Annotated in this window: 7 protein-coding genes and 1 pseudogene; 6 read left to right on the top strand and 2 right to left on the bottom strand. The window is 56.6% G+C overall.

Features of this window, described 5'->3' with window-relative positions; genetic code table 11:
* Positions 1–220: transposase (locus tag A3CW_RS51650; protein ID WP_154678188.1), on the bottom strand; the 220-nt coding region annotated here is incomplete at its 3' end.
* A gap of 61 nt (positions 221–281) precedes the next feature.
* Between A3CW_RS51650 and A3CW_RS49215 the strand changes: the two are divergent.
* The 5 genes and pseudogenes from A3CW_RS49215 to A3CW_RS0140175 form a co-directional block, all read left to right on the top strand.
* Positions 282–3,059, top strand: a pseudogene (locus tag A3CW_RS49215) (AAA family ATPase); the annotation flags it as partial.
* Positions 3,060–4,107: 1,048 nt separating this feature from the next.
* Complete coding sequence (locus tag A3CW_RS0140190; protein WP_028208574.1) at positions 4,108–4,641, top strand: hypothetical protein; 534 nt, start codon at positions 4,108–4,110, stop codon at positions 4,639–4,641.
* Complete coding sequence (locus tag A3CW_RS51645) at positions 4,638–9,242, top strand: CHAT domain-containing protein (protein WP_081772035.1); 4,605 nt, start codon at positions 4,638–4,640, stop codon at positions 9,240–9,242. Before A3CW_RS0140190 ends, A3CW_RS51645 begins: the two co-directional genes overlap by 4 nt.
* A 161-nt stretch (positions 9,243–9,403) precedes the next feature.
* Entirely contained in the window at positions 9,404–9,769 is a 366-nt protein-coding gene (locus A3CW_RS52825; protein WP_154678187.1) for a hypothetical protein, read from the top strand.
* Between the two features lie 888 nt (positions 9,770–10,657).
* Positions 10,658–12,028: a hypothetical protein gene (locus A3CW_RS0140175; RefSeq protein WP_154678186.1), complete on the top strand. Its 1,371-nt coding sequence runs from the start codon at positions 10,658–10,660 to the stop codon at positions 12,026–12,028.
* Between the two features lie 391 nt (positions 12,029–12,419).
* Here the strand turns inward: A3CW_RS0140175 and A3CW_RS50670 are convergent, their stop codons facing one another.
* Complete coding sequence (locus tag A3CW_RS50670) at positions 12,420–12,767, bottom strand: helix-turn-helix domain-containing protein (protein ID WP_063750906.1); 348 nt, start codon at positions 12,765–12,767, stop codon at positions 12,420–12,422.
* 959 nt (positions 12,768–13,726) lie between these two features.
* Between A3CW_RS50670 and A3CW_RS0140160 the strand changes: the two genes are divergently transcribed.
* Positions 13,727–14,176, top strand: a complete 450-nt coding sequence (locus tag A3CW_RS0140160) for a hypothetical protein (RefSeq protein WP_028208570.1) — start codon at positions 13,727–13,729, stop codon at positions 14,174–14,176.
* Positions 14,177–14,187 lie beyond the last annotated feature (11 nt).

Genomic DNA, 14,187 nt, shown 5'->3' with positions numbered 1-14,187 from the left:
CGGCCTCATCCATTGCGGCGGTCGCCAGCACCGCCTCGAACCGGGCCGTCGCTGTCCAGGCCCGCTCGCGAGCGGGCCTGGACAGCGCATCCGCGCGCCAGCGTTCGAGTGTTGACGTCGAAATACTCAGCTCGTTGGCAACCGCTTCCACCGAGGCACTCTCGGGCGGCAACAACCGCGCTACAGCTTTGTCTTTAAATGCTTGTCCGTATCTGGCCACTTCATCTTTCCGTTATCGCCCCACAGTTTCAGATTCTAACGAGGCGACATCCATTCTGACTCCGGGGGGACACACGATCCACATCGCGTCACGCATGGAAGGTATCGCCACGCCCACGTCGATCCTGGTGAGCGAATCGACGCACAAGCTCGCCGAAGGCTATTTCGAGTTCAAGGCACTGGGGGCAGCCCAGGTCAAGGGCATTCCCGAGCCGCTCCCGGTGTATGAGGTGCTGGGCCCCGGGGCGCTGCGCACGCGGTTGCAACTGTCGGCATATCGCGGGCTCGCGGGGTTCGTCGGACGCGAGAGCGAAATGGCACACCTGGATCAGGCGCTGAAAATGGCGCAGGCGGGGCAGGGCCAGATCGTCTCTGTGATCGGCGAAGCGGGTGTCGGGAAGTCACGACTCTTTCACGAATTTAAGGAGCGTTCGCGGAGAGGGTGTCTGGTGCTGGAAACGTTTTCTGTTTCGCATGGCAAGGCGTTCGCCAATTTGCCGCTGATCGAGCTCTTGAAAAGCTATTTTCAGATCACCGCGCGGGACGATGAACAACGCTGCCGTGAGAAGGCCGTCGGCAAGGTGTTGACGCTCGAGCGAAGTTTCGAGGATCTCATGCCCTACCTGCTCTATCTGCTGGGCACGGGCGAAGCAAATTCAGCGCTGGCGGATATGGATCCAAAGGTTCGGCGGGACCGGACGTTCAACGCAATCACGCTACTTCTGACGCGCGAAAGTCAGAGGCAGCCGATTGAGTTGCTGTTCGAAGACCTGCAATGGCTGGACCGGGAGACCGAGGCCTTCCTAATCTACCTTGCCGAGCGCGTGCCGGGTACGCGTATCCTGTTGCTCGTGAACTATCGGCCGGAGTATCAGCCTGCCTGGAAGTGCGGCCAGCTCCGCCTCGAATCGCTCGGGCCGGTGGAAGCCCGCGGACTCCTCGCGGCCCTGCTCGGCAACGATGTCTCCCTCTTGCCCCTCAAGCAACTCATCCTCGAAAAGACGGACGGCAACCCGTTCTTCATGGAGGAAGTGGTCCAGACGCTGGCGCAGGAGAGTTCCCTCCTTGGCGAACCCGGGCGATACCGGGTCGAACGAACACCAACCGCCCTTCACATCCCGACCACCGTGCAGGGTGTGCTCGCCGCACGTATTGACAGGCTTCCGCTCGCGGAGAAGGAGATGTTGCAGACGCTCGCGGTGATCGGCAAGGAGTTTCCATTCAGCCTGATCCAGCGTATCTGTGCCGGGCGACTCGCGCGTACGGACGACGATCTGCGCTCATTGCTTGGCCACCTGGAAGCGTTGGAGTTCATTTACGGGCGGCCCGCTTTCCCAGAGGTGGAATATTCGTTCAAACATGCACTGACGCAGGAGGTGGCAGGCCACTCGCTGCTAACTGAGCGGCGCACCGCGTTGCACGAGCGCACTGCGAAGGCCATCGAAGCGCTGTTCCCCACGCGAATCGCGGACTACTGCAGCGAGCTTGCACATCACTACAGTTTGAGCGGCAATATTCCGAAGGCTGTGGAGTACCTACACCGTGCCGCGCAGCAGGCGCTCAGGCATGGGGCCCATCCGGTTGCGATGCATCACCTCGGTGCCGCGTTGGGTCTGCTCGAGCGACTGCCCGATACGCCGGCACGCGCGTCCCGCGAGCTGATGCTGCTGCTTGCACTCGGTCCCGCCTTGATGGATGTACGCGGCTATAGCGCGCCGGAGGTGGGTCTGACCTATACGCGTGCACGGCAATTGTGCGAGCAGCTCGATGAGACGTCGCAGCTTTTCGCGGTGCTGCTTGGATTGAGAATCCACTACGTCTCGCGCGCACAGCACGCAGACGCGCGCGAGGTCGGCGAACAGATGCTTCGCATGGCGCTGCGAGCACAGGACGCGGATTGGCTCGTGGAGGCGCACGGTGCACTCGGTGCTTGTCTGTTCTACCAAGGCGAGTTGGGCTCAGCGGTCGCACACGAGGAACAGGCGCTCGCCCTCTATGATCCCAAGCGGCATCAGGCCCATGCCTTTGCTCATGGCGTTGATCCAGGCGTCCGGGCATTGAACTTTCTGGCCTTGATTCTGTGGCTCCAAGGATATCCCGAACAGGCGCGCAAACGAAGTCTCGAGTCGCTTGCACTTGCGCAGAAGCTCGCCCACGGTCCGACGCTGGCGTTCGCGCTGGCGTACTCGGCCGAGTTGCATCAACTGCGTCGAGAGGCATCGCTGGTTCGAGAGCGGGCCGAAGCGGTCATCGCCGTCTCGAGTGAGCAGCGGTTGCCATACTGGCTTGCGTGGGGAAACATTTTCCGTGGCTGGGCGACGACTGCAACGGAAAGCATGCAAGACGGAATCACTCAGTTGCGTGAAGGCTTGAACACCGAACAGTCTACAGGCGGCGAGGAACATAGCTCATATATTCGGACCATCCTTGCCGACTGCCAGTGGCGGACCGGCGACCGGGAGGGCGGCCTGCGCACGATCGAAGAAGCCATAGCGAACGTGGACGCAACCGGTGAACGTTGCTACGAGGCCGAATTGTATAGGCTAAAGGGAATCATTATGCTCGGAGTGTTGGGTGAAGACGAGCATGTCCCCGCGTGCAGTGAAGCGGCACAAGCTTGTTTTCTCAAGGCGATTGCAGTGGCTCGCGCCCAGGGCGCCAGATCACTGGAACTGCGCGCGGCGTCGAGTCTGGTCCGCCTGTGGCAGCGTGCAGGCAGATCAACCGAAGCGAGGCAAGTGCTGTCTGAAGTGTTCGACTTCTTCTCTGAAGGTTTCGACACCGCGGACTTTCGAGAAGCCGGGACACTGCTTGATACTCTTCCATCGAGCAATGTGTGAGCGATCGATCACGTGCGTGGATAACTGAACCGGTCGAGGATATGGCATGGCGACGAAGCAAACACGACGCCACGGCCCCGCAGCGCCCAGGCAGATCGTGCTGGCTGCAGTAGAAAGTTAGCAGATTTGCGTTCGTGAACTCGCGGGAAAGAGGTGCTTCAGCGATGGAACAAAGTTACTTTAAAGATTGAAACAAGATTGGTTTACCCGACGATAGCACCGGGGGCGGTGAAGGCAGCGAGATTGCATTTAACATAAATATAATGATCGCATTTTGATTTTCAGTCCTATGCTTGTGGTTCGAATCTGTGATGATGTCACAAAGCGATCTGACCTCAAGGGCGATCACGCTCGTGAAAGCAGTGGTTGTGAGAACCGAGGAAACTGCGGGTCGAGTCGGAAGATGAATGAGTGTTCGATAAGAGCGTTCCAGATTACGAGCACTGTTTGCAAATAAAGGGCCTTGTAATATATTTTAAGCGGTCGTGTGTCAAAGCGACATGAATTGCGTGTCTTTGCTGGCATCACGCGTTTATGGAGGCGGATTTCGACGCTCAAAACGACAAGAATTGGTTGGAAAACCGCGACATTAATTGATGAACTCCACAAGACTGTCGTTTAGTTGATGTCGCCATTGTGGTGCACAGTTGTCGGTCGGCTGCGGTCTTCAATCGAATCACTAGTTCGGAATTCTTCAGTGCTCACCTCGTCTCTTGCGCCGCCGATTCCAGTGAACGAAACGCGGTCTCGCGAATAACGAGCCTGGGTGGGTATCCAACTTTCGCGCTTCTCGTAACCCTGTGCCCGCTATTTCGGTAGCGCAGATGCTTTATGTGGTTCTCAACGTCCGGCTATTAGAGCTTGTGATGCGCTGAGCGGGCCCAACGCCATTGACGGTCTCGCAACGCGCATATCGCTCGATTACATGCGTGCAAAGATCCGGCCCCTTTATTCCATCCGACGTCAATTGGCCTCCGAAGTCCAATGTATGTTCGCTAGCGCACGTTCAAATGCAAACTCTTTCCCTAAACATTAGCGATCAGAGCGTATGGTGATTGAGGAAGCAGTTGCGGTGGCCCTCCGTAAGGCCCGTAAGGCCTCTACGATGGCTCAGCCGCATCTGTCGCACTCACTGAAGGCGGTATCAGAGCACCTCTTCGCTGAAGGAGGCACAGGCGTGATGCATAACCAGGAAATCCAATTTCTCGCACGGCGAACGGCACTCGCATTGAGGGATGAGTTCGGGGAGGAGCTACCGAGCGCGGTTGACGAAATACTTGATCCCAGCTCCGAGCGCGAAGAAATCTACGATCTCGCCGTGGTACTTGCAGCCGCTGCATTAGTTGTGGCGTCTGCACAACTCTACTTCCAGATTCTTGACCGAGAGCGCAAGGCAGCGAAGGAAAAGTTAGAGCGAGAGGTAATTCGAATCGAGATGGTCCAGAGAATCCAGATCGAGCATGCCGAGGAGATTAAGCTGGTGCCAGATATTGATGTAATCGTTGAAAAGACTATCCCCGCCGTAGTCAGGCTTAAAAAATCGTTGGACGACCGCCCCCCGGATCCAGAGAGCGACTCATGACGGAGCTTGTTATTGATTGGGACGCAGAGCGCCAATATTCAGTGGAATTTGAAGATTATTGCGAAATCAATCCATCACATCTTATACCCGCCGCGGATCTAGACATATTGCGCTGGTACCTTGAGATATTTCCGGGCCGAGGAGAAAAGGCGGCTCGAGACCGCGCGGAGCGCATCGAGAAGTTGCTGGAGGTATTTTCATCGCGATTGGCAATGCCAGTCTGTCGGATATCAGCCAACGAGAGCGTAAGAATTGTGAGCAGCCGCCCGCTCGTTCACAGCCTTCCGTGGGAGCTCATTGAACAAAGCGCCACATTCCCGTCCACTGGCGCGATAGTCCGCGCCCTTACCACGGAGCCGATAGCGGAGGCCGCAGCCGCTATACCGCTGCGTGTACTCCTTGTCGTTAGTCGTCCGGCAGCACAGTGGGACGTCCCGCCACTTCCCGTCGCGCGAGCACTTGCTTCATTACGGCCGCTCGGAATCGATGTCGAGCTTCTCCTCAAAGCGGACTTTCTGACGCTTCAGCAAACGCTTGCCGAAGCCTATGCACTCAATAGGCCATTCACGGTTGTACAGTTTGATGTGCACGGAGGCAGCAGCAAAGGCGGAGTGTTTGGCATTGCCATGGAGACTCAAGACGGAGGGAGGGAATGGATCCCAGCATTCGAAATTGCTCGAACGCTTAAGGGAACCGACGTTCGCGTGGTAGTTACAAATGCATGCCGATCGGGGCGGTTTGCAACTGGCGATAGCCACGAAACCTCATTCCCCGCGACTTTGCTCGACGCAGGCATCCCGGCAATCGTCGCCATGGCTTACGATTTGCGGGCCGACGCTGCACCGATATTTACAGCCGCATTCTACGGCGCGCTCGCGAGCGGAGAGTCGCTCATAAAAGCAATCAGATCCGCGCGACGAGCTTTACGTGCTTCTCCTAGCCGCAAGACTCGTACCGGGTACATCAAGCTTGCGGATTGGTGGACGCCGGTCGCATATGTCCACGAGGATGTCCGATTCATCGTGAATACGCCAGCTAGTGGACGACTGGACTCAGTCGCAAGGTCGATAGCCACCGACATGCGAGCGATTGAAGACGCGGCTTACCATACTCTGGCGTCACTTCTGCGCGGACGGAACGTCACTATCGGTGGCCTAGGCCTTGGAGGGCAGTGGCTTGCGGCGCTCGAGGTGCTTCGCATAATTGCCTCTTTAAATCCCGAGCGCAACACAATCGTGCTTCGGCACGGTTTGGACCGAAGCGGAGAAAAGCTGTCGCGCGCAATTGAGAAGTCGGTTGCCTCTGCGGCACAGGCGGACCTTGTCGTAGTTGGTATTAGGAACGGTCGTAGCGGTCAAGCTGCACATCGTGCGATTGAACAGTTACGTGCTTTATCTTCGGCCCAATTGGTGATCGTTGTTGAATGCAGCCCGCCTCAATTGCCTTCATTCGATATCGTCAAGGTTACACCCGTCAACGCCGACGACATTCTGTACATGTTGTTCGGTAGAGGCGTTTCCAATTGCGACTTCGTGGACGATGTGCTTCGTGGGCGCACCAAAACTGATTTGTTACGGCTATTCGCCAGTCCCGTTCTGCTGAAGGCGTTTTGTCAGCTAAGTCGAAGCAAAGGATTCGAGGAGACGGAGGAGGAAGTTCAGAATTCTCTCGTTGGACTCGGCCGTAAAACCATTCTAGCCATGACCATCCGAGCTACGGTGGCTCGATACGATTGGACCAACGTCCTCACAATACTAGCCGGGCTGATGCCGCTTCGTGTATCAGAAAGCCTGTTTCTTCTGTGTGTATCAAAACTCAACATACAGAGTCCGATAGGGGATTGGACTGAGACCGCCGAGTCATCCGGCATTCTCACGGTCTGGGACAGCTTCATTAATTTCCACCCGCTACTTGCACCGGCCTTGGCAAGACAGGATGCTATTGATGTTAGGTTGAAGGCGAATGTTGTCGCCGGATTCGTTTCCTCAACCGCCGAATACTTCTGCAGTGATCTGACCGCCTTTGAAGATCAACGTGCTCCGGGTGTCATCTCGAGAGTTTCGGCTGACATCGAAGCTATCGAGCAAGCGATCCTCCTTAGCATGTCTTCAGAGTTTCTTGGTGAAACGCGTTGGGGTCGACTTGCGTGTCCTATGCTCGACGCACTTTTGACAACCCGGACCCGACGAGGAGAGCAACAAGCACTCACATTGTTCGCGGAAAAGTGTCGAAGGCGCATGAAGGATCACGATGGCGAGCGTACTAGGGATGAGCAGGCTTTCTGGATGCGCCTAGCTATCAACGACTACCCAGACCATGTCAAGGTAGAGCGAGCCCCGTCGAATTCGCCGCATTATCTTCTCGGGACAGAACTCGTTGTTCGTCAACTGACACGTCAGCGTGACTTTACCGGCGCGGAAGCTTGCGTACGTCGCGCAATCAATGAGCTAGGTGGACAGGCTCCCGCAATCACCCGACGTCTATACGATCTGATGGCAGAGATAGGCGAGTTGCGCGGATGGCCAGTAATGTCAGAAAGGGCTCGTCAAGCTTCCTCGTTGATATTTGAGAGCACAAACCAACCGGTGCCGATCGCAGTGCACGCGCGTCGCATTCTCGCTGAAGTTCGATGCGCATTTGCCGCACATGTGGCGGCAGGAAGAGCGATGGATAACGTTCCGAGCATAGACGATTTACCCGAGCGTCTTGCTGAGGCAGAACACATCTTCAGAACGCTCCGGAGTAGTGCTGATCTCTGTGATCTTCTTGTGCTGTCGATGCAGGTAAAGGTACATCTCGGTCAGGCCGAGGTAGCTATCGCCAAAGGCGAGGAGGCTTTGAAGCTCGCAATTCGCAGACTTGATGAATGGCGCAGAACGATGGCATTGCTCGCCCTTGGCGATAGCTACCTTGCGTTGTTCGCGATTGAAACTGCGCGACTCTACTACGGCGAAGCAACCGGATGCGCGAACCGGCTGGGCGACAGTAGGCTTGCGGCTGCCGCGTGGGCAGGCTTTGCAGAAACGTCATTCCTCCTTGGTCGTACTGAGCAGCATCCTTTCGGGTTTTCAGCCTATCAGGAAATGGCCAGCGCATTCAGTAAGCTCGCCAAATGGGCGACAAGCGAAGCCCCTCAAGAGGCTGTTCGACGGTCTGGGGCTGTCCTTGTTGAAGGGACGACAAGGTGGACAGCCTTTCAGGAATTAAAACTGCCTACTCCAGAGATGCTTCGCGTCACGGACATTACGCGACGTTTCGTCGAGGCTGATCCGACTGGCGAAACGCTGCGACTCATTGAAGTTTACATTGAAACGCTCCAGGCGCTGGAACCAACCCAATCAGCAATTATCTTCCTGAGGATATTGCACGATCGGTTACAGGGAATCGGCAGAACCACACCGGATATGACGTTTCAGCTCGTCAATGTCGCCGGGACTCTTCCCGCCAACCGTTGGCCCATGATGCTCTTGCTGCTGGTCGAACTCGCGGAAACCGTTCTCAAACATGAGAAAAATGACCTCAGCAAAGCGATGCTTGTGCTTATTCGCTCTCACACCGATCAATCAAGTGAATATGGCACAACGTTAAGGGAAAATTCGCCGCAGGAATGGGTATTCGCACGCTATCAGTTGGCTCGCCTTCTGCTGGAATCTGACGACTTGCCCAACGCATTCAAGGTGGCAGAGGACGTGGTCAATCGGTTTCTCGGAGACGACGACCCTAATGCAGGCAATTTCTTTAACATATACGGCTCGTTGCTGTGGTTTTCAAAAGGTAACAAGGACGCCGCGATCGCAGCATGGGAACGGTCTCGTGAGCTTAAAACAAGGGCAGGTCAAAACATTGAGAGCGTTGATTACAATCTCCGAATGGCTCACACAACAGAGCCCCCGGCGCGAGGGGAGTACATCGGTCTAGCAATCGATAGATTTGACACGGCGCGGATAGTGGTTGATGTCGACCATGCAAAGACCCCGACGGAACTTCTGACTGTCCGAAATTCTTGGCGTGCCGATCAAAGGCCTGAAGTGAAGGCAGCGTTGGCGGATGCATTTCTCAATCGATTGGACAAAAATGTCGATGAGCTCGCGATTATGTTGCTCCATCTTGGTCAAACCATTTCCTCTGAGATGACCGACTTGGGCGATCCTGCTGGTGCAGAAGTCCGGCTGGACCGCTGCGTAGAGTTCCTCGCTCGAATTCGCGCAGATTTAACGATGCAGCAGTGCATCTACAGTAACAGGGGTTACGCACGTCTGACGCAGAACAAGAAAGAAGCAGCGCGATCGGATACGGAAATTGCACTAGAAATTATCACGAGGCAAGAGTACCCGCCGCAAGACCGCCTATCTGATTTCGCAATTGCTTGGGGAAATAGGGTCAACGCTGCCGCCACTCCTGAAGACCAACTTCTCGACGCCGTCCAAGCGGTAGCGGCTATCGACAAGCACGCCTTGCTAAGTCAAGCAAACGACGTTCTATTAGCGGTGCGCCGAATCATCCGGAAGCACCCCCGACATGCCTTCGAAAGAGTATGGCGAGAGATCTATCGCTCGGAATTACCAGACAGTGTGCGAGTACAGCTTGGCGAAATACTTTGACGGGGATCTCAGGTGATCAAGCTTCCCGTGTCCAGTTGGGGTTGCTGTATGACCTGATCCCGCGATTGCTCACCACGTTTCCTGTAAAATACGAACTATTCGTTAGCCACTGGCAACCGAAGTGTGGCGATAGATCGATTGCTACAATCAATTTCTAGGCGATGCAGCGCAATACCGGACTGCTTCCGGAGCAATTCGCAGGACTCGTCTTCGAGCAATACGAAAAGGCCGCGAACGCAGCGTTTCGCGACGACGCGGAGAGTGTGATTGACCGATGTCGAGAAGCTGCGACTGCAGCGCTCAACGCCGAACGGCTTCGCGGATCGGCAGCGCTAGAAACCAACGCCAAGGATCTTGTGCCGCTTGGGAAAATCTGTGCTGCGAAAGGGCGGGAAGTGCTGGGCAATGTGGCGAGCATTCTTGCAACACTGCAAGCAAGCGAGAGGGAAGTAGTCAGCAGAGCAGATCGATCGAGCTACTACTGTACCTTCCGAAGCGGACGCAGAAGCCGCGCTCTCACTGCTTGATTTGATCTATCGAGAGCAGAGTTTTTTTGTTTCATCCCGCCGTTAGCCGATGGTCGACGCGCAACGCGCTGACTCCCAACGCGGCGGTCGCCACGTCAGCACCGCCCTTCCAACATCAGTCTGCGCGATTCATGCTCCCGCAGTTGCTGGGTATTGCAACGGGCGCACGCCAGTGAACTGCCGGAAATGCCGATGCAGTATCGACCGGCTTCTGAACACCGTCGTGCGCCGACTAAGAGCTACCGGGGAGGCTGTTTCACGCAGCCGCCGTCTTTTCCCGAGGCTACCGTTCGTCCAACCGCAGAAGTTCAGCATCAGAAAAGCTGGTCATCTGGTTCGTCCTGGAAAAGGTGTTTGTACCGGATGCGCCACTACGACCGAGGACGATGTTCTCGGAGTCGGAGAACCTTGGTTCGTTACCGGCGACAGCTACTGGTACCAGAGCTATTTGAACGTGGGTTTAATGGTTTTGTAAGCTTCGCAACAGCGGCGGCGCCTGCTGACACATGCGACTGTCGCGGCGTCCGAGCGGAAATGCCTGTCGGCAACTCCGGTGGCCATAGTGTGGCCCGGGAGTCCTCTAAGGAATCTTCTCGCCGGATTGACCACGGCCGCGTAACTCCACGACGCGAAACAGCTCCAGACGGCCGCGAAGGCACGGCCAATCGTGGAACTCACAATCTCGCGCGTTCACCTACAGAACACCATCTCAGAACCTGCACGCCGTTCGACATGGTTGAAGTTGCTGCTATCCGTGTGTTGTGACACAGAGCAGCGACTGGGCAGTTCTTAAATTGGTAGATCTGGGCCAAACGGGTGACGTTGTTCGAATCGCAATTGCTCGCCACGTTTAAGCGTGTTCTCGGTCGACGTGGGTGGGAGAAAGCAATGAGGATTTTTGCTCTCGTAGGTATATTGACAGGAATCTCCTTAACCGCAGCCGTTTGTCTTGCCGATACGGGAACGACGTCTGGGAACTCTACCGCTTCTCTCGCGGGCATCGATTGCACGAGCACCAACCTCACGGCACCGGCAAATGCTTCGTCTGATGCTGTCGCAGCGTATTCTCAGGCCGCAGTTCGATGTGCTGACGCGATCGCGAATCAAGCCAGCCTAGCGAAACTAGCGCCCTACATTCAAGCTCTGAACTCTCTGCAGAATGTGCAAGGTGGAAAGGGGCAGATAACGAATCCGGGAGCCGCAGACCATATCGGAACATGGTTGCAGTCGCTCGCGCTCTACGATGCGGCGCAACAGGTTGGTCAAGCAATCGCGTCCGTGAGCGGGCGCGTATCATTGATTACAGACACTGTTGACGCGGCAGATTTTGTTAACGAACAAGTTGCCTTGATTGAAATGAATCAATTCAAGGAGACCTTGAGCGAGGCGGTCGGTCTCGCGTCGCAGCCACCAAAGGCCATCACGCAGGGGTACGACAACAAATTCTTGGCTCCAGCACTGATGCTGGTTCCTGCCGGAATCAACGCAGTCGTGGGTCTTGCATCCCTCACGAAGAATGATGCATCTCTTTCGCCTATCGCCGGAACACTAGACCCAACAGTGATTGTCGGTGGCATACAGGCGGGCCTCCAAGCTAAGCACTCAAATCTTAGCATTTACCTTGGCCAGTACGCGAGCGCGACCGATAACGCCTTTATCGAGGCTTATCAGGAGACTCAAGCTGAGGCGAGCCAGGCTCGTCTATTACTGAGCTCTGTGACTGCGGAACTCGCGAAGGTAGATAACAAGTTCACCGCCGACTATAAGAACAAGCAAGCGGCTCTGAACAAAGCAATCTCTGCGTGGGAGGGATTCGTATCGTCCTTAAATACCGTACCGACCGGAAAGTCGATGTCAACCTTCCAGACTTTTTCTCAGCTCGCCGCGAAGTTCGGGCGCGGAGTTGACGGACGCCTCTTGGTCATACCTACCGAGATTGGTGCAAGCGGCGGTGTTATCACACATTGGTACCGAAATGGTGAGCTAACATACCGCACGACAGTCCAACTCCTCTATCTCCTTCTCGGTAGCGACGGTAAAGTGCTTGCTGGCGGGCAGGTGGTCCAGCCTAGGACGGCAACCATGTCAGTGGATGACGCTGGTCGCGTGCTCTCAAATGTTGCGACTGCGGAACCCCCATCTCCTCCCATTGGGCCAATCACATTGTCGACGGAAAATAACCAGGTCGCTGGGGGAGCGGGGGGCAAAAGCACCGGACCAGTATCAATAGTCCCAGTGTCGATAATTCCATCTCACTGAACAGTGTGCCGGATGTAGACGTGCAGCCCATCCCATTCGTCAAGACATCGAACACCTGGCGCAAACGGGGGCGTTCATGTAAGCATAAATATAATTGTCCCCAGATTTAACCACTAGACCTGAAGTGCAATGCATTCGAATAGCACCCCGATGCATAGTCGCGCACTAGATTCGCGATTTCGCCCCAATCGTTAGTGTTGACGTCTCACGCCGTACAGGCGGTTGAAGGCTCGAAAAACACGTTGGGCGTAGAAAATTTCGCGCGGCCTAGCGCGTTGTGCAAGCGGAATGGCCGCTAGGCATAACGTGGTAGATGGAGCAGCTCACGTGCGTTGAGATCGTATGGAGTCCCTGCGCACTGGCTGTGGACTCTCAGGAAGGGATACTGGGCTTAGCCGGCGCTGCGGCTGCTGCGACCCGATCGACCGGCCGCGTCGCCTCCACGCGTGGAGTCACTTGAAGTCTTCACGCGCTTTTTGGTCACCTTTGGCGCTTTCTTCGACGAGCTGCGAGCTCTCTTGAGCTTCCGTTCGACCTCGACGAGGAGTTCACTGGGCGAGCACTTCAAAGCAGCCGAAAGCGTGAATAGCATCGTCAATGTCGGCTGATGCTGACCGAGTTCCAGCATGCTGACGTAGTTGCGCCGGATATCTGCCTCAAAGGCGAGCTGCTCCTGCGTTAGCTCGGCGCGAATGCGGTGCTCGCGCAAGACAGCGCCAAAGACTTCGGCCAACTCCAAATTTTTCTCCCAGTGAAATGGGAGCACTGTCCGGTTGGCGCTATAATTTGTCTTCCCAGTACACTGGGAGTTAGGTGTGTATTGCTTCGTCGAAACCCAAGTGCCGTAAAGGTTTGCGGTTTTTTTCTGATGCCCGCGCGGCCAGAAGCCGCCTTAGCCGCCTTAGCCGCCTTAGCCGCGATAATGCGCCTTATCACTGGAGAACGATGGGCGTGGGGCAGTGTGGAGGGCCGCAGCTGACGGACCGGCAGATGCACCGCGTGTGGAAAATCGAACCTGCCGCCGGCCACTCGTTGCCTGCGGCGTGCGATAGGCCGCTGAACCTGGATGTGTGAACAGCAATTTGAAGTAAGGAAGATGGATGCTGGTGACGCAAACTGACTGGGAGGAAACCCACCCCAGGAGGGGAGTACGGGAAGTACCGTCGTGGAAGGCCTGGCGGTTCCTGGCGTGGACGGGTGAGACGTCCAGTTTCCTGGTCATCCCTTCCCGGAACCTGCGTACCAGACCCGACCTTCCGGAAGGCTGGCTCGTCGGCGGCCCCGAGGCGTTGGTCGAAGCCGCAGCTGAGCTAGAGCCCGGGACATTCACTGTGTATGTGCTCGATCCCGCGGACGATGACGACGCGGCGCAACTGTGTCAGGTAACCGGCCTTTGGCGTATGGATGACCCTGCTACGGGTTCGAGTTGTTTCTGGTACGCAACTGACGCAGGTGGCCTGATGCCTTGCACCCGCCCGGCGCCGGCTTCCGGCGGCAGACTCGAACTAGTCAGCGAACTGGTCTTTGGCACGCGCGGGGATCGGTGTTCCTGACGATGACGCTCGCCTCGTGGTCAACCAGCGAAACCCGCGGTGGGACGCGCCCTTCGCAAACCAGGCGGGGGGCATGAGTGACCCTGATCGAAACACGGGCCGGCCACGCGTCCGCCCGGCCCGTTCACTGCGATTTGGGAAATCCATGCTGAGAGTGACGGTTGAACTGTGGCCCAGCGGCCGGGAATCGGACAAGCGGGTGATCGCCACGGCTGACATCTGTCGCGTCGCCGATGGCGTGCACGCGGACTATGAAGCGCGACTCGACGAGGCCGGCGTGGGTCGTGTTGGCACCGGGCACGTGCGGGCCTATCCGCGTTGGTCGGCAACTGTCTGGGACCTCGTTGCCCGCAGCATCGCCGTGGCACTGGGAGGCAATGCCGAGGAGTTGCCGTCGCGTCCGCAGCTGCCGGAGGTGCCGGTGCATACCGCAGTTGGGGGCACCCGATACGTCAGATTGCGCGAAATTCCGGAGCCAGTCCGCACGCACTTTGGACACTGGCTTGATGGCAGCACGTGTCCCCTGATCGAAGAGGAACCGGAGCCGCGCGACTGCGCGTACTGGCATGACTGGGTCTACTTTCTGCAGGGTTGAGGGATGACAGG

It is taken from the genome of Paraburkholderia nodosa DSM 21604 (assembly GCF_000519185.1).
GTDB lineage: Bacteria > Pseudomonadota > Gammaproteobacteria > Burkholderiales > Burkholderiaceae > Paraburkholderia > Paraburkholderia nodosa.
The sequence above is the reverse complement of the archived record's forward strand: the minus strand, read 5'-3'. Positions and strand labels throughout refer to the sequence as shown.

Excerpts from the sequence above, each read along its gene's own strand:
- A3CW_RS0140160 (WP_028208570.1), top strand. The coding sequence starts at position 13,727 with ATGCTGAGAGTGACGGTTGAACTGTGGCCCAGCGGCCGGGAATCGGAC.
- A3CW_RS51645 (WP_081772035.1), top strand. The coding sequence starts at position 4,638 with ATGACGGAGCTTGTTATTGATTGGGACGCAGAGCGCCAATATTCAGTG.
- A3CW_RS0140190 (WP_028208574.1), top strand. The coding sequence starts at position 4,108 with ATGGTGATTGAGGAAGCAGTTGCGGTGGCCCTCCGTAAGGCCCGTAAG.
- A3CW_RS52825 (WP_154678187.1), top strand. The coding sequence starts at position 9,404 with ATGCAGCGCAATACCGGACTGCTTCCGGAGCAATTCGCAGGACTCGTC.
- A3CW_RS0140175 (WP_154678186.1), top strand. The coding sequence starts at position 10,658 with ATGAGGATTTTTGCTCTCGTAGGTATATTGACAGGAATCTCCTTAACC.